This is a genomic window from Amycolatopsis sp. TNS106, assembly GCF_019330265.1.
GTDB lineage: Bacteria > Actinomycetota > Actinomycetes > Mycobacteriales > Pseudonocardiaceae > Amycolatopsis > Amycolatopsis lurida.
In genome coordinates, this window is record NZ_CP024972.1 from 3,801,460 (window position 1) to 3,821,583 (window position 20,124).

20 protein-coding genes are annotated in these 20,124 nt (G+C 69.6%); 6 read left to right on the plus strand and 14 right to left on the minus strand.

Features of this window, described 5'->3' with window-relative positions:
* Positions 1 to 27: 27 nt before the first annotated feature.
* Positions 28 to 597, minus strand: coding sequence for a TetR/AcrR family transcriptional regulator (locus tag CVV72_RS16925; RefSeq protein ID WP_219153301.1), 570 nt, complete (start codon positions 595 to 597; stop codon positions 28 to 30).
* A 137-nt stretch (positions 598 to 734) separates the two neighbouring features.
* Here CVV72_RS16925 and CVV72_RS16930 point away from each other — a divergent pair, with 137 nt between their 5' ends.
* Positions 735 to 2,156 (plus strand): MFS transporter, encoded by a 1,422-nt coding sequence (locus CVV72_RS16930; protein WP_255632720.1) that lies wholly within the window; start codon positions 735 to 737, stop codon positions 2,154 to 2,156.
* Here CVV72_RS16930 and CVV72_RS16935 read toward each other — a convergent pair.
* The 5 genes from CVV72_RS16935 to CVV72_RS16955 form a co-directional block, all read right to left on the minus strand.
* The gene (locus tag CVV72_RS16935) at positions 2,153 to 2,506 is read right to left on the minus strand and encodes a DUF3817 domain-containing protein (RefSeq protein ID WP_034322453.1); all 354 of its coding nucleotides are present in this window, start codon (positions 2,504 to 2,506) and stop codon (positions 2,153 to 2,155) included. The genes CVV72_RS16930 and CVV72_RS16935 overlap by 4 nt on opposite strands.
* A gap of 23 nt (positions 2,507 to 2,529) precedes the next feature.
* Positions 2,530 to 2,901, minus strand: a complete 372-nt coding sequence (locus tag CVV72_RS16940; RefSeq protein WP_219153302.1) for a hypothetical protein — start codon at positions 2,899 to 2,901, stop codon at positions 2,530 to 2,532.
* Positions 2,902 to 3,015: 114 nt separating this feature from the next.
* On the minus strand, positions 3,016 to 3,900 hold the full coding sequence (locus CVV72_RS16945; RefSeq protein ID WP_219153303.1) for a lytic transglycosylase domain-containing protein: 885 nt from the start codon (positions 3,898 to 3,900) through the stop codon (positions 3,016 to 3,018).
* A 131-nt stretch (positions 3,901 to 4,031) separates the two neighbouring features.
* The gene (locus CVV72_RS16950) at positions 4,032 to 4,514 is read right to left on the minus strand and encodes a hypothetical protein (RefSeq protein ID WP_007033703.1); all 483 of its coding nucleotides are present in this window, start codon (positions 4,512 to 4,514) and stop codon (positions 4,032 to 4,034) included.
* A gap of 349 nt (positions 4,515 to 4,863) precedes the next feature.
* Positions 4,864 to 5,019: a hypothetical protein gene (locus CVV72_RS16955; protein WP_162182762.1), complete on the minus strand. Its 156-nt coding sequence runs from the start codon at positions 5,017 to 5,019 to the stop codon at positions 4,864 to 4,866.
* A gap of 133 nt (positions 5,020 to 5,152) precedes the next feature.
* Here CVV72_RS16955 and CVV72_RS16960 point away from each other — a divergent pair, with 133 nt between their 5' ends.
* The gene (locus CVV72_RS16960) at positions 5,153 to 5,938 is read left to right on the plus strand and encodes a crotonase/enoyl-CoA hydratase family protein (RefSeq protein WP_219153304.1); all 786 of its coding nucleotides are present in this window, start codon (positions 5,153 to 5,155) and stop codon (positions 5,936 to 5,938) included.
* A gap of 10 nt (positions 5,939 to 5,948) precedes the next feature.
* Positions 5,949 to 6,485, plus strand: a complete 537-nt coding sequence (locus CVV72_RS16965; protein WP_219153305.1) for a GNAT family N-acetyltransferase — start codon at positions 5,949 to 5,951, stop codon at positions 6,483 to 6,485.
* 325 nt (positions 6,486 to 6,810) lie between these two features.
* On the opposite strand, the gene CVV72_RS16970 is transcribed toward CVV72_RS16965, so the two are convergent.
* Complete coding sequence (locus CVV72_RS16970) at positions 6,811 to 7,959, minus strand: CaiB/BaiF CoA-transferase family protein (RefSeq protein WP_219153306.1); 1,149 nt, start codon at positions 7,957 to 7,959, stop codon at positions 6,811 to 6,813.
* Between the two features lie 28 nt (positions 7,960 to 7,987).
* Positions 7,988 to 9,139, minus strand: a complete 1,152-nt coding sequence (locus CVV72_RS16975) for an acyl-CoA dehydrogenase family protein (RefSeq protein WP_125676677.1) — start codon at positions 9,137 to 9,139, stop codon at positions 7,988 to 7,990.
* 110 nt (positions 9,140 to 9,249) lie between these two features.
* On the opposite strand from CVV72_RS16975, the gene CVV72_RS16980 reads away from it, so the two are divergent.
* The 3 genes from CVV72_RS16980 to CVV72_RS16990 all read left to right on the plus strand — a co-directional run bounded on the left by CVV72_RS16980 (position 9,250) and on the right by CVV72_RS16990 (position 12,483).
* On the plus strand, positions 9,250 to 9,858 hold the full coding sequence (locus CVV72_RS16980; RefSeq protein WP_091599714.1) for a TetR/AcrR family transcriptional regulator: 609 nt from the start codon (positions 9,250 to 9,252) through the stop codon (positions 9,856 to 9,858).
* 103 nt (positions 9,859 to 9,961) lie between these two features.
* Positions 9,962 to 10,753 (plus strand): hypothetical protein, encoded by a 792-nt coding sequence (locus CVV72_RS16985; RefSeq protein ID WP_219153307.1) that lies wholly within the window; start codon positions 9,962 to 9,964, stop codon positions 10,751 to 10,753.
* Positions 10,754 to 10,869: 116 nt separating this feature from the next.
* The gene (locus CVV72_RS16990; protein ID WP_219153308.1) at positions 10,870 to 12,483 is read left to right on the plus strand and encodes a succinic semialdehyde dehydrogenase; all 1,614 of its coding nucleotides are present in this window, start codon (positions 10,870 to 10,872) and stop codon (positions 12,481 to 12,483) included.
* Positions 12,484 to 12,556: 73 nt separating this feature from the next.
* Here the strand turns inward: CVV72_RS16990 and CVV72_RS16995 are convergent, their stop codons facing one another.
* The 6 genes from CVV72_RS16995 to pyk form a co-directional block, all read right to left on the minus strand.
* Complete coding sequence (locus CVV72_RS16995; protein WP_219153309.1) at positions 12,557 to 15,580, minus strand: helix-turn-helix transcriptional regulator; 3,024 nt, start codon at positions 15,578 to 15,580, stop codon at positions 12,557 to 12,559.
* A 63-nt stretch (positions 15,581 to 15,643) separates the two neighbouring features.
* Positions 15,644 to 15,856 (minus strand): hypothetical protein, encoded by a 213-nt coding sequence (locus tag CVV72_RS17000; RefSeq protein WP_034322481.1) that lies wholly within the window; start codon positions 15,854 to 15,856, stop codon positions 15,644 to 15,646.
* Between the two features lie 159 nt (positions 15,857 to 16,015).
* The gene (locus CVV72_RS17005) at positions 16,016 to 16,225 is read right to left on the minus strand and encodes a DUF397 domain-containing protein (protein ID WP_125675531.1); all 210 of its coding nucleotides are present in this window, start codon (positions 16,223 to 16,225) and stop codon (positions 16,016 to 16,018) included.
* Positions 16,222 to 17,124, minus strand: a complete 903-nt coding sequence (locus tag CVV72_RS17010; protein ID WP_219153310.1) for a helix-turn-helix transcriptional regulator — start codon at positions 17,122 to 17,124, stop codon at positions 16,222 to 16,224. The genes CVV72_RS17005 and CVV72_RS17010 overlap by 4 nt, the downstream gene beginning before the upstream one ends.
* Positions 17,125 to 17,578: 454 nt before the next feature.
* Positions 17,579 to 18,478, minus strand: coding sequence for an acyl-CoA thioesterase II (gene tesB / locus CVV72_RS17015; RefSeq protein WP_034322491.1), 900 nt, complete (start codon positions 18,476 to 18,478; stop codon positions 17,579 to 17,581).
* A gap of 179 nt (positions 18,479 to 18,657) precedes the next feature.
* Positions 18,658 to 20,082: a pyruvate kinase gene (gene pyk, locus CVV72_RS17020; protein ID WP_007033718.1), complete on the minus strand. Its 1,425-nt coding sequence runs from the start codon at positions 20,080 to 20,082 to the stop codon at positions 18,658 to 18,660.
* Positions 20,083 to 20,124 lie beyond the last annotated feature (42 nt).

Below are 20,124 nucleotides of genomic sequence, written 5' to 3' on the forward strand. Positions count from 1 at the left end.
TTGCGAAATTTGCCAGGACCGGCCCGTTCATAGCACCCGGAGGCCGTCCAGCACGATCGTGAGAAGCCGCTTCGTGTCCTCCTCCGAGGCCTTGCTCGCGGCCGAGCCCAGCCCGTGGCCGAGCCGCAGGATGTCGACGCCCGCGACGTCGGGCCGGAGCACGCCCTCGTCCTGAGCCGCCTTCACGATCGTGTCGGCCGCGGCCCGCAGGCGTGACTGGCACCAGGCGAAGACTTCGGAGCCGGCGTCGACGGACGCCTTCAGCGTCATCGCGAGCCCGTGCTTCTCGACCACGTAGATGACGTGCGTGGCCAGCCACGTCTCGAGTGCCTTGCCCGGCGGCAATTCGTCGAGCAGGTCGTACGCCTGCTGCGCCAGCCCGTCGATTTCGTCGCGGTAGACGGCCTCGATCAGTTTGTCGCGCGTCGGGAAGTGCCGGTACAACGTGCCCGCGCCGACACCGGCGCGTTTGGCGATGTCGTCGGCGGGCACGTCCACGCCGTCGGCGGTGAACGCCTCCTTCGCCACGGCCACGATGCGCTCGTAGTTGCGCCGCGCGTCCGCGCGCATGGGGCGGGCCGGATCGGCCGTGACCATCTGCACCTCCTCGGGCGACGAAAACGGAGACGTTCTCCGAATCCACTTGCATAAGCGGAGACTGTCTCCATATCATCGCTCACGACCTCAAGTGGAGAGCCTCTCCGCTTCATCTCGTTACGTCTTCGGAGTATTCCTTGACCGAGCGAACCGTGCGTGCCGAGCCCAGGCCCGCACCGGCCGGGGCCCCGCCACCTCCGCACCGGCTGGTCCTCCCGATCATTCTGACCTGCCAACTCATGCTCATCCTCGACGCGACGGTGATGAACGTCGCGCTCCCCCGCATCCAGTCCGAACTCGGCTTCACCGACACCGGCCTGTCCTGGGTGATGACGGCGTACAGCCTGGTCTTCGGCGGCCTGTTGCTCCTCGGCGGCCGGGCGGGCGACTTGTTCGGCCGCCGCCGGACGTTCGTCGTGGGCACGGCCGTGTTCACCGCCGCCTCCCTGCTCGGCGGCCTCGCCGGTTCGGCGGAACTGCTGATCGCCGCCCGGGTCGCGCAGGGCGTCGGCGCCGCGCTCGCCGGGCCGAGCACACTGGCGCTGATCACCGGCACGTTCACCGAAGCCAAGGCACGAGTGCGCGCGCTGGCGTTGTTCTCGGCGATGTCCAGCAGCGGTTTCGCGATCGGCCTGCTGCTCGGCGGGCTGTTGACCGAATGGATCTCGTGGCGCGCGGCGCTGTACATCAACGTCCCGTTCGGGCTCGCGATCGTCCTGCTCACTTCCCGGTATGTCGCCGATCCTCCGCGACGGCGCGCCCGGCTGGACCTTCCCGGCGCGTTCACCGGCACCCTCGGCGTCGGTTCGCTCGTGTTCGCCTTCACCCACGCGGCTTCACACGGCTGGGGCGACACGATCACCCTCGGCGGCCTCGCCGCCGGGCTGGCGCTGCTGGCCGCGTTCCTCACCATCGAGACGAGGGTGCGCGAACCGCTGATCCCCCTGCGCCTGTTCGCCGAACGCGACCGCGCCGCGGCCTACGTCAACTTCTTCCTCGGGCCGATGGCGATGATGAGCATGTTCTTCTTCCTGACCCAGTTCCTGCAGGACATCGCGGGTTTCGCCGCACTGGAGACCGGCTTCGCGTTCCTGCCGATGGCGGTCTGCATGTTCCTGCTGAGCAGGCTGATCCCGAAGCTGCTCCCCCGGTTCGGGCCGAAACCGCTCACGCTGACCGGGACCGCGCTGATGACCGGCGGAGTCGTCTGGCTGACCACGCTCGCCACGGACAGCGGCTACTTCTCACATCTGCTCGGGCCGATGCTGCTGATGGGCGTGGGCGCGGGCCTGGCGTTCTCCCCGCTCAGCGTGATCATCATGGCGACGGTGCCCACCGACGACGCGGGTGCCGCGGGCGGAGCGCTGCAGACGTTGCAGCAGGTCGGGGCGACACTGGGGCTGGCGATCCTGATCACCGTGTTCGGCGCGGCGACACGGACTCCGTCGGGAGGCCCGGCGGAGACCACCGTCGCCGGGATGACCGCGGCCTTCACCGCCGCGGCCGTCGTGACGGCGGTGTCCTTCCTGGTCGCGCTGACCTTCCGGCGCCGGGCTTAGAGCTTGACGCCCGCCTGGACCTTGTGCGTGACCTTGCGCTCCATCACGAACGAGAAGAACGGGATGCAGCCGGCGATCAGCACGAGGAGCGTGCCCTTCATCGACCAGCGGGCCTTGATCGCCAGGTCGACCGCGAGCAGCAGATAGATCAGGTAGAGCCCGCCGTGGACCATGGGGATCATCTTCACGAACTGGGGAAGTTCCACGCGGAAGACGTACTGCAGCAGCATTTCGACGACCAGGCCGAGCAGGGCCACACCGGTGGCGTACGCCGCGACGCGGAACCGGATCAGCGGTCCGCCCAACGAGACCGGGCGGGCCGGGGCGGCGTCGTCAGTTCGGGTGGTCATAGGGTCTCGAACCTCTCTGGGGACTACTTGTCGCGGGCGTTGAGTTCGCGAAGGTACTGGTTGTACGCGGCGAGCTCGTCGTCCTCGGGGGGCGGCGGCGCCGGGGCACGCCGCTGCCGGGGCGCGGGCACCTCGGGGACGGCGGTCTCGGCCACCGTTTCCTGGGCGTCGGCCTCGGCGGCTTGGCGGCGGAGCTTGCGGATCCGCCAGAACATGAAGGCGGGGAACAGCCCGAACAGCGGCCACTGCAGGACGTAGCCGAGGTTCTGGAACGTCCCGCTGGCCGAGGAGAACCGCTCCCACTGCCACCACGCGAGCCCGCAGCACAGCGCCAGGCTCACCAGGCAGACGCCGGCGATGCCGAGACGGCGCAGGGTGACGGACGAAGCGGGCACAGATCGACGCTAGCACTGGGCGCGGGGCGAAACATCGCCGACCTGGGCGCTCGGGACCTTGGTCCTACCTCCGACGTCGTGAGTGGTAAGGACGGTTAGAACCGTCTTTACCACTCACGAGGCGGCCGCGACGGCTTTCGCGTAGTCGTCCGCCAGCCCGAAGACCTTCTGCGCGTACTCGGTCGAGTTGTTGTACGACAGGATGCCCTGCCACCATCCCGAGGCGGCCGCCATGTCGCGGTTGTTCACGCACAGGTACCGCGCCGCCGCCAGTGTCGCGTCGTCGATCTGCTGCGGGTCGCCGAGGCCGTCGCGGTTGCCGTCGGCGGCGTACCGGCGCCAGGTGCTGGGGATGAACTGCATCGGACCGACGGCGCGGTCGACGGCCGCGTCGCCGTCGAACTGGCCGCCGTCGGTGTCGCCGATCGCCTTCACGCCGGGCGATCCGTCGAGCGGGACGCCGATGATCGGCTTCGACGGCCGCCCGTCCTGGCCGAGGACGGCGCCGCCGTACTGGCCGTGGTTCGACTCGATCCGGCCGATGCCGGCCAAGGTCGCCCACGAGATCTTGCAGTTCGGCTGCATCTGGCGCATCGCCAGTTCGGCGTTGCCGTAGGCGAGCAGCGCCCTGGCCGGGATGCCGGTGGCCTGTGCCGCCCGCTCGGTCCAGGCGGTCAGCGGATCCTTGCCCGGCTTCGGCTGCGCCTGCTGCGGCACGGTCTGCTGGGTGGCGCCGCCCGCGAGGGTGGCGTTGACCGGGGCGACCGAACCGGGTTTGACGTCCGCCGCCTTGACCTGCAGCGCGGGGATCTCCATCGTCGTGGGGCTCGCGACCGGGGCGGACGCCTTGGTCACCAGCCAGATCCCGCCGCCGGCGAGGCCGAGCACGGCCAGCACGATCACCAGCCTGCCGAATACGGCGGCGCCCACCCCGCGGCGTGACGGAGCGGGCGTGGCCGGGTCGGCGACGAGTTCGTCGTTTTCCGGGGTGGTGCGCACGAAGCGGGTCCTCCAGCGTGGGCGGCGATCACGACCGATGCTCGAACAACGAGCCCGCGCAGGTTAGCGTTACGCGGTCGCCGGAATCGCCCTTGCCACGCCGGTTCACCCGCGCGTGCGAGAAGTTCTCATCAGGCGGACTTCTGCTGCCTCGCCAGCCGCGCCACGCACCAGGCCGGGGCGCTGCCGCGGCGGAGGTGCTGCAAAACGGTCATCGGGCCGAGACGGCGGCTCAGGTCGGACGGGGCGAGCCCGGCCGCACGGTAGTCGAGCGCACGCTGGTCGAGCGGGCTGATGCCGGCGTCCCACCAGGCTTCGGCCTCGGCGACGCCGCCGACCATCTGCCACCAGCCGGCGGCCGCGACGAGCAGGTCCTGCGGGACCTCCGGGAGACGACGGCGCATCGCGTCGAGGTAGCCGGGGTCGGCGGCCTCGACCGGCGCCCAGCGCGCCTGGCCGGACTGCTGACGCTGGCCGGGGATTCCGGGAGCCTGTCGCGGCACATCGGCCAGCCACGCCGACGCGATGCGGTCGGCCTCCTGCTCCTCGGGGGTCTGCTCGCGTTCGGCGGCCCACTGCCGGATCAACGCATCGACTCCGGGATCTCCGGTCATCCCTGCCTCCTCATGATTCCCCGACTGACAAGTCCTGACTTACTTGCCCGGCTGGAAGTTCCGCTGCCCTGCGGCTTGCACCTGCGGAAACTCCTCGCCCAGGAGGCCGGCTCCGGCGCCTGGAGGACCAACCGATCACGCAATGTGAGCACCGTAGGGGCGCGGAGGTCTCTTCCGCCAGAGCTTCCCGGGCACGAATTCGTCGACCAGCGGGTTTTCGGGGGCAATCCACCCGGATGGTCGAGTCATTCGACCGAAATCCGAAGCGAGTGACTCTGCGTGATAACCGCTGGTGGCTGCGCACGGTGATCACCGGCGCCACCAGGGCACCGGTGATCGTCGCGAGGAATCAGGAGAAGAGGCTCCGGACGAACGTCACGATGGCTTCGGCACCGGACCGGAGCCAGCCGAGCGCGGTGTGGACGGCGTCGGCGGATTGCGTCGGCCTGCTGATCAGAAAGAAGAGCACGAGCGCGACGACGGCGATCACAACGAATTTCTTCAAGCCGGGCGACATGGCTCCATCCCATCACACCGTAGTGTCCAGACGATGACTCCGCGCGCACTGCGGACTTTGTCACCACTTTAAGGAGCATCGGGCCCTGTTGCCCACCCGGATTTCCTCGAGGGAGCGATCGATGAGCGAAAACGTTCTCGTCCACCGGGACGGGCCGGTGACGACGATCACGCTGAACCGCCCCGAGTCGCGCAACGCCGTGGACGAACCGACCGCGAACGCCCTGGCGGACGCGTTCCGCGCGTTCGACTCCGATGACGAGGCCGCGGTCGCCGTCCTCACCGGTTCGGGTGACGCCTTCTGCGCCGGAGCCGATCTGAAGGCCGTCGGCACCGGCCGCACCAACTCGCTCAGCCCGGCGGGCGACGGGCCGATGGGCCCGTCGCGCATGGTCCTGTCGAAGCCGGTGATCGCCGCGGTCCGCGGGCACGCCGTCGCGGGCGGCCTGGAACTGGCGCTGTGGTGCGATCTCCGGGTCGCCGACAGCACCGCCGTGTTCGGCGTCTTCTGCCGCCGCTGGGGGGTGCCGCTGATCGACGGCGGCACGGTGCGCCTCCCCCGGCTGATCGGGCATTCGCGGGCGATGGACCTGATCCTCACCGGCAGGCCGGTCGGGGCCGACGAGGCGCTCGCGATCGGGCTCGCGAACCGGGTCGTGCCGGACGGCGAGGCGTTGGCGGCCGCGCAAGCGCTGGCGCGCGACCTGGCCGCGTTCCCTCAGGCGTGTCTGCGTGCGGATCGCAAATCCGCGTACGGCCAGTACGGGCTCACCGAAGACGAGGCGATGCGCGCCGAGTTCTCGAACGCCTTGATCGGCGGAGGGCTCGCCGAGGAGGCCGTCGCGGGCGCAGGCCGGTTCAGTGACGGCGCGGGGCGTCACGGCAGTTTCGAGAGCGATCCGTCCTAATGTCTGTCGAATGACAGAAACCGGAGTCGCGCTCAGACCGGTGTACGAAGACGACCTGCCGACGCTCGAAGCACTGACGAACGATCCGCGGGCCGCGGGTCCGTTCGAATGGCACGGCTGGCACGACCCGCACTTCCTGCGCCGCCGCTGGGCCGAGACCGGCATGCTCGCGGCGGACAACGGGATGCTGATGATCGAGCTCGACGGGCAGCGGCTCGGTTTCGTGTCCTGGCACAAGACCAGGACCGGCTCGACGTCGTACTGCTGGAACGCCGGGCTCGTCCTGATCCCCGAGGCACGCGGCCACGGCTACGGGACCGAGGCCCAGCGATTGCTGGTCCGCTACCTCTTCGCGCATACGCAGATGAACCGGGTCGAGGCGTCGACGGAGGCGGGCAACCTCGCCGAGCAGCGCTCCCTGACGAAGGCGGGCTTCACCCGGGAGGGTGTGCTGCGCGGCTACGGGTTCCGGGACGGGGCCTGGCGCGACCACATCCTCTATTCGGTGGTGCGGTCAGACCTGGGCCCCGACCCGGAACACCTCTGAACACTGGCCGGTAAGTCCGCGCCCCTCCGGTGTCCGCTTAATGCTTATATGCACGCTTTTCAAGTGAGGTCGTGAGTGATAAGCGCGGTTCTAACCCTCCTTATCACTCACGACCCCTTGGTGAAGCCACTCGAACTGGGCCAATCGGGCACCGTCCTCTGGAGGACAGCCCTTTGTGGACAGTTGGCTCGGCGGTGGCGTCCCGCAAGTGGGTCGTGCGGCCGGAGTGTGTCGCGAAAGCCACTTTCGCGACGCCGGGTGTCCCGAAAGTGGCTTTCGCGACACCCGGGGGCGGAGACCGCCAACAGGGCTTGCAGGACACGCCTTAGGCGATCGTCCCGGCGGCCCGGAGCCGTTCGATCCCGTCGGCGTCCACGCCGAGTTCGGCGAGGACCTCGGCGGTGTCGCCGCCCTTGGGCCGCGGCGGTTCCGGCGTCTCGGCCGGGGTGCGGTCGAAGCGCGGCGCGGGCGCGGGCTGCGTCATGCCGCCGACGTCGACGAACGTCTTGCGCGCGACATTGTGCGGGTGCGACGGCGCCTCCTTCGGGGAGAGCACCGCAGTCAAGCACGCGTCGGTGCCTTCGGCCTTCGCGACCAGTTCGTCGCGGGTGTGCTTCGCGACGGCCTCGGCGACGATCTTGCGCAGCTTCGGCCACTCGTTCTTGTCGATGTGGACCGGGGTCTCCTCGGGGTCGAGGCCGAGCACCTTCACCAGGTCGCCCCAGAACCGCATCTCGATCGCGCCGATGGCGACGTATTTGCCGTCGGCGGTCTCGTAGGTGTCGTAGAACGGAGCGCCGCCGTCGAGCATGTTCTCGCCGCGCCCACCGGACCACAGCCCGGAATCCAGCAGCCCGTGCAGGCTGGTGGTCAGCAGCGCCGCACCATCCACCATGGACGCGTCGACCACCTGCCCCTTGCCGGACGTCTGGCGTTCGAACAGCGCCGCCAGCACGCCCATCGCGAGCAGCAGGCCTCCGCCGCCGAAGTCGCCGACGAGGTTGAGCGGTACCACCGGCCGCTGCCCGGCGTGCCCGATGGGTTCGAGCGCGCCGGAGATGCCGATGTAGTTGATGTCGTGCCCGGCGACGGTCGCCAGCGGGCCGTCCTGGCCGTAGCCGGTCATCCGGCCGTAGACCAGCCGCGGGTTGCGGGCGTGGACCTGTTCCGGGCCGATGCCCATCCGCTCGGCGACGCCGGGGCGGAAACCCTCGATGAGCACGTCGGCGTCGTCGGCGAGTTTCAGCACCAGTTCGACCCCCTCGGGGGTCTTGGTGTTGATCCCGATCGACCGCCGCCCGCGCGCGAGCGGATCGTTCGGGAAGCCGATGACGTCGTTGCCCGGTGTCGCCCGGTCGATCCGGACGACCTCCGCGCCGAGATCGGCGAGGATCGTGCAGGCGAACGGCGCCGGGGCGAGCCCGGCCAGTTCGACGACCTTGAGCCCGCTGAGCGGGCCGGCCTTTTTCGCCACGTTCTTCCTTTCTGCGCCAACGGTTCCGCTACAGCGTGCGGGAGATGATTTCCTTCATGATCTCGCTGGTACCGCCGAAGATGCGGGAGATCCGGATGTCGGCCCACGCGCGCGCGATCGGGTATTCGGTCATGTAGCCGTAGCCACCGAAGAGCTGCAGGCAGTCGTCGACCACCTTGTTGACCCGTTCCGTGGTCCACAGCTTCGCCATCGCCGCGCCCTGCACGTCGAGTTCCTTGCGCAGATGCCGCTCGATGCACTGGTCGAGGAACGCGCGGGACACCGCGGCCTCGGTCGCCGCCTCGGCGAGCTTGAACTTCGTGTTCTGGAAGTTGTAGACCGGGCGGCCGAACGCCTGGCGGTCCTTGGTGTAGGCGATGGTCTGGTCGATCGCGGCCTCCATCCCGGCGACCGCGGTGACGGCGATGATCAGCCGTTCCTGCGGAAGCTGCTGCATCAGCTGGATGAAGCCGAGGCCTTCCTGGGCGCCGAGGAGGTTGGCGACGGGGACGCGGACGTCGTCGAAGTTCAGCTCCGCGGTGTCCTGCCCCTTGAGGCCGATCTTGTCGAGGACGCGGCCGCGGCTGAAGCCCGGCGTGTCGGTTTCGACGGCGATCAGCGAGACACCCTGCGCACCGGCCTCCGGGTCGGTCTTCACCGCGACCACGACGAGATCGGCGTGGAAACCGTTGGTGATGAACGTCTTCGCCCCGTTGATCACGTAGTGGTCGCCGTCGCGGACCGCGCGGGTCTTGATGTTCTGCAGGTCGGAACCGGTGCCGGGTTCGGTCATCGCGACCGCGCCGACCATCTCGCCGGAAGCGAACTTCGGCAGCCAAGCCTTCTTTTGCTCTTCGTTCGCGTACTCCAGGATGTAGTGCGCGACGATTCCATTGTGGACGGTGACGCCCCACGCGCTGTCACCGGATCGGGCCTGCTCTTCGTAGAGCACGGCCTCGTGGGCGAACGTGCCGCCGCCACCGCCGTACTCCTCCGGGATGGACAGGGCCAGCAGGCCGACCTCGCCCGCCTTCGTCCACAGCTCGCGGTCGACCTTCTTCTCGGCCGCCCAGCGTTCCTGGTTCGGCACGAGTTCCTTCTGGCAGAAGGTCCGGGCGAGGTCCCGGAGGTCTTCGAGTTCCGTCGTGCTCCACGAACTCTTCTGGATCTGCAAGGGCACGGCCAACGCCTCCTGATCGGACCTGGAAAACATGACGCTTAGGATGTAAGTTCCATTCGGAATGTACATCCGTACCGAGCTGCACGTAAAGGGGGCAGGATCCGGTGAGTGTGCTCGGCAGGACCCACCGCACCCAGGCCGAGCGGCGCGAGCAGACCCGCACCGCGCTGCTCGACGCGACCATCGACTGCCTGGTCGACCTCGGCTACGCGCGCACCTCGGTCCAGGAGATCTGCGCCCGCGCCGGCGTCTCGAAGGGCGCCGTGCAGCATCACTTCTCCGCCAAGGCCGAGCTCATGGCGGCCGCCGTCGAGCATCTGACGGAGAAACTGCGCGGGCGCCTCGCGGCGTCGATCACGGCGCTTCCCGGTGGCGCCTCGGGGGTCGCGGCGGCGATCGACCTGCTGTGGGAGGGCTACTCGGGCACGCTGTCCACGGCCGCCACCGAACTGTGGGTCGCGGCGCGCACCGACCCCGAACTCCGCGCGGCGATCCGCCCGGTCGACCGGGCGCTGGGCCGCTCGACACTGGAGCACATCACCGCGGTCGCCGGTGACCTGCCGAAGGAACGCGCGGAGATCCTGTTCTGGCTGACCGTGAACCTCACCCGCGGGCTGGCGCTGGACGCCGAACTCGGCGGCGATCCGAAGCGACGGCGGCAATTGCTCGACGAATGGAAACGCGTCGCGGTGATGTTGTACGAGGACTCCTCCGCCTAGCACGCGCGAAAGCACCTGACCAGAGCACAGCTGACACTTATCCCGTCGGCGGATCCGTGGTGAAATTCCTTGCTGGACAACAGAACCGGCGGAGGAGTCGACCATGAACGCGCCGCAGCAGCAGCCGTACCAACCGACTGGCCCGTTCGGCGTAATACCACCCGCCGCCCCGCGTGCGTCGGACGTGCGCCTCCCCCGCCTCTTCGCCGCGATGATGGGGGTTTTCGCCGGCCTGCTGGTCCTCATCGCGACTTTTCTCCCGCAGTCGACGTACGAGCAGGTCTCGGACGGCAAGACGGTGTCGAAATTCGCCGAGACCGGCTGGACGCGGACCTTCGACATCGAACCGTCGGCGGAGGAGAAGGAGTTCTACGACAAGACGCATGTCGCCCGCTACGGCATTCCGTTGTCCGCCGCCGCGCTGACGCTGTTCGCCGGGGCCGCGGTGGGTTTCGCCGCATACCAGCGCACTTCGGGTTCACCCGCCGCGACGACGTCGAGGACGCTGCTCATCGCGGGCGGGGCGGGGACCGCGGCCTGCGTCTGGATGCTCGGCATGGACATCTCGGCGAGCCTGAGTTTCGGGCAGGACACCGGCCGGTTCGTCTCGCGTTATGGGACCGGGAGCGGATTCTGGATCCTGCTCGCCGGTGGGCTCGTGGCGTTGCTCACGATCGGGCTCGCGGTCGTGGCCAACCGGCGTGAACCGGCGCCACCCCCTCAGGCCCCTTACCCGGCCCCCCACAACCCTTACGCTCCCGGCGTCCCCCAGCAGCAGTATCCGCAGGCCTACGAGCCGCCGTCGCCTCCGACGCCACCCGCGGGATCCGCGTTGCAGCAGCAGGACATCCTGCGCCCGTCCCCGGACAATCCGCCCCGGCCCGACAATACGTGAAACTGATTCATATCAGCGGTGGACAGTCTCCATACCGGCGGTATGCTGTACTCGTCGGTAACACCTGGGCTCTGCGTGGCGCCTTCCGGCTCCGCGCGGCATGGAACGGAGACGGCATGACGAGCACGACACCGGCGAGCGCGGGCCACCACACCGAAGGACCGGCCACCATCGGCGACGTCCCCGGCGCCCCGGCCGCGGCCAGGGCGGAACGGCTCGTGCGGCGGGTCGTGGGCGGGGCGGATTCGGCGCCGGTCCAGATGCGCGCGCCCTTCACCGGGCAGCCGATCGCGACCCTGCCCCAAGCCACCGACGCCGACGTCCGCGCCGTGTTCGACCAGGCGCGCGAGGCTCAGCGCGCGTGGGCCGAGCGGCCGGTCGAAGACCGCCAGCGCATCCTGATCCGCCTGCACGACCTGGTGCTGAAGCGGCAGGAAGAGGCACTCGACCTCGTGCAGATCGAGGCGGGCAAGGCGCGGATGGACGCCTTCGACGAGGTCAGCGCCACCGCCCTCGTCGCCGCCTACTACGGCAAGCACAGTGCGAAGATCCTCTCGCCGCGCCGGGCCGCCGGGCTGATCCCGGTGCTGACGAAGGTCGGCGAGATCCGGCACCCCAAGGGCGTCGTCGGGATCATCTCGCCGTGGAACTACCCCCTCGCGCTGACCGCGATGGACGTCCTGCCCGCGCTCGCGGCGGGGAACGCCGTCGTGCAGAAGCCGGACAACCAGACCGCCCTCTCGGCGCTGTGGCTGCAGGAAGTCGCCGAGGAAGCGGGCCTGCCCGCCGGTATCTGGCAGATCGTGCTCGGCCGCGGCTCGCAGATCGGCGACGCGCTCGTCGAGGAGTCGGACTATCTCTGCTTCACCGGGTCCACGCCCACGGGCAAGGGGCTCGCCGCGAAGGTGGCGGAGCGCCTGACGAGCTACTCGCTCGAACTCGGCGGCAAGAACCCGATGATCGTGCTGCCCGACGCGGACATCGCCAAGACCGCGACCGGCGCGGTGACCGCGTGCTTCTCGTCGGCGGGGCAGCTGTGCGTCTCGGTCGAGCGCATCTACGTCCACGAGTCGATCCGTGAGGAGTTCACCCGGGCCTTCGTCGCCAAGACCGCCGCGCTGCGGCTCGGCGGTGCCCTGGACTACCAGGCGCAGATGGGATCCCTCACCTCCGAGGCCCAGCTGGAGACCGTGTCGGCCCACGTCGAGGACGCCCGCGCCAAGGGCGCGAAGGTGCTCACCGGCGGCAAGGCCCGGCCCGATCTCGGCCCGCTCTTCTACGAGCCGACCGTGCTCACCGACGTCAGCGAAGACGTCAAGCTGTTCGCCGAGGAGACCTTCGGGCCGGTGGTGTCGATCTACGGCTACACCGACGTCACCGACGCGATCGAGCGCGCCAACGACACGAAGTTCGGGCTGAACGCGAGCGTGTGGTCGCGTAACGGCCGCGCGGGCTGGGAGGTCGCGGCGCGGCTGAAGGCCGGGACCGTCAACGTCAACGAAGGCTTCGCGGCGACCTTCGGGACCGTCGGGCTGCCGATGGGCGGGATGAAGGAGTCCGGCGTCGGGCGGCGTAACGGTGCCGAAGGCCTGCTCAAGTACACCGAGGCGCAGGCGATCGCGGTGCAGCGCGGGATGCCGCTGCGCCCCGGCCGCGGAATCCCGCCGAAGCTCTGGGCCCGGGGCCTGAGCGCCGGTCTCAAGGCGCTCCGCCGCCTCCCGCGCCGCTGACCCCCTCCGCAATTCGTCATCTGGTTGCGATCGTGCCGGCGAAGGGATCGCAACCAGATGACGAATCGCGGGGTCAGGGCGAGGTGGGCGCGGCCAGCAGGCCCCGGTCGTAGGCGATCGCGACCGCCTCGGCCCGGCGGCTCGCGCCGAGTTTCGCCATCACGCGCGAAAGGTGGACGCTCACCGTCTTCTCGCTGATGTACAGCTCTTCGCCGACCTGCCGGTTGGTCCGGCCGAGCGCGACGCGTTCCAGCACGTCGCGTTCCCGATCGGTGAGCGGGTCCACGACGTCACGGCGCGCCGGCAAGGCCTCCCCGGGTAGCTCGACGCGCGCACGGTGGCTGAGCTCCCGGACGGCTTCGCGCAGCGGGCAGGCGCCCAGCCGATCGGCGACCGCGTGCGCGGCCAGCAGCTCCGACGCGGCGAGCGCGGTGTCGCCGTCGGAAGCCAGCAGGGACTTCGCGTGCTGGAGACGGCACATGGCCTGCTCGTACACCGCGCCGTAGCCGAACGCCTCGACCGCCTTGGCCCACAGCGCCGGCTCCCCCGCGCCGCGCAGGCAGCTCCCGAGCGCCTCCAGCCGGGCGAGCCACGCCAGCGCCTCCGGGCCCAGCGACACCGAACGCGGGATGCCGTGTTCGGCGCAGTGGCGGCCGTGGGCGAGGAACTTCTCGCCCGATTCCACCGCGGCCTCGACCGTCGCCAGATCACCGCGTACCCGTGCTTCGGCGGCCTGGGCGACGGCCGCCGTGAGACCGTGCACGCTGATCCTGATCCCGCCGAGCACGGCGGGTTCGACCTCTTCGAGCCAGTCGATCAGCTCGTGCGCCTGGCGCACCGCACCCGCGTGGTCCCCTCGCCACGACGCGAGCTGGATCGCGGCGTCGGCCGACGCGAGCGCGATCGAGTAGTCCGCGCCCCAGTGCTGACGGAGGCTGGGCAGGATCTTGTCCGCGTCCGCGAACCGGCCCCTGCCTACCACGAACTGTGCCCAGATCCCCAGGAAGCGCCCGGCCACGACACTCGAAACACCGCGGCCCGCGCGGCCGGCGTCGTCGTCCTCCGGCCAATCCCCGCTGACATAGCGCAGCGTGAGGTGCTTGGTGCGCAGCTCGATGCCGAACGAGCTCCAGGTCAGGCCGGTCTCCTTGGCCCGCTTGATGCCCTTGGCGTAGTACTTCAGCGCGGAATGGATCTCGGCCCGGTCGTCGTAGCTCAGCCCGAGGAAGTGCAGAGCCCGTAGCTCGCCGTTGAGCGCGCCGGATTCCCTGGCCTTCCGCTCGGCCTCGCGCAGCCGCTCCCGCGCCTCCTCGACGTCGCCCGCCGAATCGGCCAGCGTGCCCAGCGAGACCAGCGCCGCCGCCTCCGCCCCGCCCGCGCCGACGGCCCTGGCGTCGGCGACCGCGGCCAGCGCGCACTGCAGCGCCTCGTCGTGCCTGTCGATCAGCCGCAGGATCCCGGCGCGGGTGGCGAGCACCCAGGCCCGCGCGGCACTCGCCTCGGTGTGTTCGACCAGCCGCCAGGCCTTGTCGATCGCCTCGACGACCTCGTCCAGTGTGCCGTCGACCGAAAGCAGCGCCTCCGCGTGCCGCCGCCAGACCTTGGCGGCCCGCTCGTTGCCGGTGTCCGGGCCGAGCGCCTCGGTCGCCGACCGCGAATAGGCGACCGCGCGCTCCGGCTCCCCCGACGTGCTCGCGAAATACGACGCCTCGTGCAGGAGGCGGAGCTCGTCGACTTCCGACGGCCGGTCCGCCTCGGGTACGGCGTCCCAAATGGACAGTGCCTGCTCGACGTGCCGCAGCGCGGAACCGGGCGCGCCCAGCTTCTCGGCCTCGTCCATCGCGCGCAGCAACGCCGCCAGCGCGGTGACGAAGTCCTTGCTCTCCATGCTGTGGTGCGCGAGCCGCGCGTCCTGGCCACGGCCCTGCGCACGGTCGCGGATGCGGGCCGCGTACGCCGCGTGCATGCGCACCCGCTCCCCCGGCAACAGGTCGCCGTAGACCGCTTCCTGCAGCAGCGCGTGGCGGAAGGTGTAGAAACCGTTCTCGATCACCAGCACGTGATGCTGCACGGCCTCGCGCAGCGCCTCGTCCAGTTCGAGCTCGGCCAGCCCGGAGATCTCGGCGAGCGCGGCGTGCGCCACCGCGTCCTTCGCGACCGAGACCACGCGCAGCACCCGGCGCGTTGTCTGGGAAAGCTGCTCCACCCTGGCGAGGAGCACTTCGGCCAGCCCTGCGGGGAGGTCACGGCAGTCCTTCGCGGACGCGAGCAGTTCCTCGACGAAGAAGGGATTGCCCTCGGACCGGGAGACGATGTCGGCGATCAGGTCCTGGCCGATCGGCTCGTCGGCCAGCGCCTCGACGAACGCGCGCGCGTCCTCGGCGCCGAACGGCTTGACCTCGACGCGTTCGACCGCGCCCAGCCGCACCACCTCGGACAACAGCGCCCGGAGCGGATGCCGCCGGTGGACGTCCTCCTCGCGATAGCTCGCCACCACCAGCAGCCGCTGGGTGCGCAGCCTCGTCAGCAGGAAGGACAGCAGGTTCCGGGTGGAGCCGTCGGCCCAGTGCAGGTCCTCCAGCAGGATCACCACGGGCCGGCGCTGCGCGATGACGGTCAGCACCCCCAGTACCGCGTCGAACAGCTGGAGCTGGCCGAGGTCCTGTTCGGGACCGAGCCGTTGCGTCGACACCCGTTCGCTCGCGGTGAGCTGACCGTCTTCGATGGCGGGGTAGTCCTCCGCCTGCTGCATCTGCGGGAGCAGCCTGCCCAGCGCCGGCCGGGCCCGGACCGCGGCGGTGACCGCGGGATCGGAAGTCGTCGCCAGTGGCGCCAGCGCCTCGGCGAACGGAAGATAAGGGAGACCGCCCTCATGGACGTCGATACAGCGCCCGGTGAGCACCAGGGCGCCCGCGCCCGCGGCGTACTCGCCGAGCGCGGTCAGCAGGCGGGTCTTGCCGACGCCGGCGTCACCGGAGAGCAGCACCGCGCCGGCCTCGCTCCGTTCTGCACGGGCGAAGGCGGCGCGGAGCTGCCGCATCTCCTGAGTGCGGGCGACGATCGGGATTCCGGAGCCAAGACGGGGCACGAGGTGCATTCTTGCCTACCGGGCCGACAACTTCGCCTGTGTTTTCGCCGAGAGCTTCATCGCACTCGACCTCTACCGGGTGACGTCGCCGCTGCGGGCGGGCGTCTGCCGCACCTCGCGGCGCTCCTGAGCGGGCACCCGGACTTCGGCGCGCTGCGCGCGGATCCGCTTGCCTGCCCGGCGGGCCCGGTCGACCCATACGCTGCGGCCCGCTCGCTGGAGCTCTTCGCGGCGGTACTCGACCTCGGCCAGTACTCCGGTGAGCAGAGCGTCGTTCGTGTTCATCTTCTCCCCTTAGGAACTCACTGCCTTGTTGGTAGTGATGAGATTCGTCCTGAGGGGTGCCTCGCAGCATCGGGTGATCACCTACACCCGGACGTGATTCGACCCCTTACGCCGGCCCATCCCCTGCTCGGGGGGCGTAAGGGGTCGAGTTCAGCGGCTCTAGTCGTGAGCGGGGCCACTCGTGCGCACGGCGCCGAGCAGCCCGCGCCAAGCCTGCGGCGAGAGGCGGAAGGCACCTCCCTCGGGGTCTTTGGAGTCGCGCAGCGCGGCACCGGAACCGGTGAAGGCGACCTCGACACAGTCGTTGCCGCCACCGCTGTGGCTGCTCTTGAACCACCGGGCCTGGGAAAGATCATCGTTGGGCGTCATGCTCCCCACTCCTTACTTGTTTCCAGGGACTTCTCCGGAAGGGCCGCCTGTTCGGCGAACCTTCCGGCGGCCTCGGCGATCACCTCGACCGAGTCGTCCGGCTTCAACGCGGCGGCACGCAGATGGTCGAACATCAACGCGTATCGCCGGACGTCCGGGGGTTCCTCCAGGTAGAGCCCGCTGGAGGTGCTGTCGACGTAGACCACGTCGGTGTCGGCCAGTTCGGGGAAGCCCATGATGAGGAACGGACCCTCCATCCCGGGATGGGCACCCGCGCCGAACGGCACGACCTGGATGGTCACGTTCGGCTGCGCCGCCATCGTGACCATCCGGTACAGCTGCTCCGCCATGACCTCGGGGCCGTCGACCACGCGATGCAGGACCGCTTCGTCGATGACGGCCCAGTACTCCGGGGGCGAGGGGTCGGTCAGCAGTTCCTGCCGCGCCATCCTCGCCGCCACCCGGCGCCTGATCGCGGCGTCCTCGGCGTCGGGCCGCATCGCCCTGATCACGGCCTTGGCGTACCGCTCGGTCTGCAACAGGCCGGGCACCAGCAGCGCCTGGAAGGCCCGCAGCGAACTCGCGTCCGCCTCCAACCCGACGAAGGTGCCGGTGAACACCTCGTTATACGCGTGCCACCAGCCGCGTTTACGCGCTTCCCTGGCCAGCTGGACGAGCGCTTCCTGCTCGTCGCCCGCGATGCCGTACAGCTCGAGCATGTCGCGCGCGTCGCGCGGGGTGACGCCGACGTGCCCCGTCTCGATACGGCTGACCTTCGACGCCGAGCATTCGAGCTTCTCGCTCACCTCGTCGATCGTGAGGTCGGCCGCCTCGCGCAACCGCCTCAACTCGCTCGCCAGCCGCCGGCGGCGCACGGTGGGTCCCTGACCCCTCGTCATCACGGCACCTCCACAAGCTGTCCGAGCACCAACGATCGCGACACGGCGAGGAGAACAGTGTTCTATGCCCCGCACGAAGCACATCTAACCAGCCCGAGACACATTCGGTGAGATGGTCACACGACCATTTTCACCCACGCGTCGATTTTCATCCTGCAATTTGCAGATTGCCGTTGTAGGTTGAGCATTGTGCAACGCGGTACGCCCGCCTTCGCCGGCGGCAGCGGATCCGCTCGCGGCACGGGCGCGGGGCCGCGAGCTGCACCGATGGGCGTCCGGAAGGATACCCGTCGAAGCCGGATTCACCCCCGGTGCAGGGCCGGAGCCGTCCCCCGATCGGTTCCGGCCCTCCCTTTATGTCCACACCCATTCGCCAATGATCTGGCTCCAGATGTTAATGCGTTTCGTCATTCCCTCTAAAGGGTGGACAAGGCTGGATCTCGACTGCGGAACGTCACACGACTCGGAGAAGACCTTCCTGCACCACGGTGGCGATATGCGTTCCGTCCGCGGCGAAGAACCGGCCGGTCGCCAGCCCCCGGGCACCCGACGCGGTCGGCGACGCGCTGTCGTAGAGGAACCACTCGTCGGCCCGGAACGGGCGGTGGAACCAGAGCGCGTGGTCGAGGCTCGCGCCGAGGACCTTGTCGAGATCCCAGTAGACGCCGTGGCGCGCGAGGACCGAGTCCAGGAGCGTCATGTCGGAGGCGTAGGTCAGCACGCAGACGTGCAGCAGCTGCTGGTCCGGGAGCTTGCCGTCGGCCCTCATCCAGACCTGGTTCCTGGCGGGCCGGTCGCCCGACTTCCTGGTCACCCACGGCGGATCGTTGACGTAACGCAGGTCGATCGGGCGCGGCCGGTCGAGATGGCCCATGAAGTACCCCTCGGCTCGCTCCTGCAACGTCGGGAGCGACTCGGGATCGGGGACGTCCGGCATGGTCTCGGAGTGTTCGATGCCGCCTTCGTCCTTCTGGAACGAGGCGGACAGGGAGAAGATCGCCTTACCGTGCTGGATGCCCACGACGCGGCGGGTGGTGAACGAGCGGCCGTCGCGGATGCGGTCGACCTCGTAGACGATCGGGACGCTCGGGTCGCCGCCGCGGATGAAGTACGCGTGCAGCGAGTGGACCTTCCGCTCCTCGGGAACCGTGCGGCCCGCGGCGACCAGCGCCTGCCCCGCGACCTGTCCGCCGAACACCCGCACCGGCGAGTGGGCGGGCGAGACGCCGCGGAAGATGTTCTCCTCGATCTTCTCCAAGTCCAGCAGCGCGACCAGCCGGTCGAGCACGGGCTGTCCGCCCACCCCGCCGGCGTTGTCGAAACCGGCCGCGGCTTCCCTGGCCATCTCAGTCATGTCATGGACTTTAGGCCGTGCGGGTGTCCTGGGCCCGGGTGAGGCGGGACGTTTGTCGCGAAGGCCACCTTCAGGACACCTGGGACGGCGCGGGAGGCGTGCCTGAAGTCCGTGAAGGCCTCCTTGAGGGACCCTGGGTCCCTCAAGGAGGCCTTCACGGACTTTCGCCGAGACCGGCGTCAGGCGTGGTCGTCCTCGCCGAGGCGGTGCACCCGGATGAGGTTGGTCGAGCCGACGGTCCCGGGCGGCGAACCGGCCACGATGACCACCAGGTCACCCTTGGCGTACTTGCCCATTTCGAGCATCGCGTGGTCGACCTGCTGGATCATCTGGTCGGTGGAGCCGACCTTCGGCACGATCCGCGTCGTGGTGCCCCAGGTCATCGCGAGCTGGCTGCGAACGCTCTCCTCCGGCGTGAACGCCAGCAGCGGCAGCCGCGTGTGCAGCCGCGCGAGCCGCCGGACGGTGTCACCGGACTGGGTGAAGGCGACCAGGGCCTTGGCGTTGAGCCGCTCGCCGATGTCCCGCGCCGCGTAGGAGATGACGCCGCGCTTGGTGCGCGGGACGTGCGACAGCGGCGGCACGACCGGCGAGTCGGTCTCGACGGCTTCGATGATCCGGCCCATGGTCTTGACCACGTCGATGGCGTAGCGGCCGACGCTGGTCTCACCCGAGAGCATGAGCGCGTCCGCGCCGTCGAGCACCGCGTTGGCGACGTCCGAGGCCTCGGCCCGGGTCGGGCGGGAGCTGTTGATCATCGACTCGAGCATCTGCGTCGCGACGATGACCGGCTTCGCGTTCTCGCGGGCGATCTGGATGGTGCGCTTCTGCACCAGGGGGACCTGCTCCAGCGGGAGCTCCACGCCGAGGTCCCCGCGGGCGATCATCACCGCGTCGAAGGCCAGCACGATGGCTTCGAGGTTGTAGACGGCTTCGGGCTTCTCGATCTTCGCGACGACCGGGAGGCGTCCCTTGCCGACGCGGTCCATCACCTGGTGGACCAGGTCGATGTCGGCGGGCGAGCGGACGAACGAAAGCGCGATGAAGTCCACACCGAGTTCGAGCGCGAACTCGAGGTCTTCGATGTCCTTTTCGGACAGGGCCGGCACGGAGACGTCCATACCCGGCAGGGAGACGCCCTTGTTGTTGCTGACGGGGCCGCCTTCGGTGACCTCGCAGACGACGTCCGGGCCCTCGACCTGCTTGACCACGAGGCCGACCTTGCCGTCGTCCACGAGGAGACGGTCGCCGGGCTTCGCGTCGTCGGCGAGTCCCTTGTAGGTGGTCGAGACGCGGTCGTGCGTACCCGCGACGTCCTCGACGGTGATGCGCACGATGTCGCCGTTGTGCCACTCGACCGGCCCGCCCGCGAAGGTGCCGAGACGGATTTTCGGCCCCTGGAGGTCAGCGAGAATGCCCACCGCGCGGCCCGATTCGGCGGCGGCGGTGCGGATGAGGTCGTAGACCTGCTTGTGGTCGCTGTGCGTCCCGTGGCTGAAGTTCATCCTCGCGACGTCCATCCCGGCGTCGACGAGTTGCCGCATCTTCTCCGGCGTAGCGGTCGCGGGGCCAAGGGTACAAACGATCTTCGCGCGTCGGCTCACGTTCGCACAGCGTAGTCCCTCATCGCGGATACGTCTGTACCG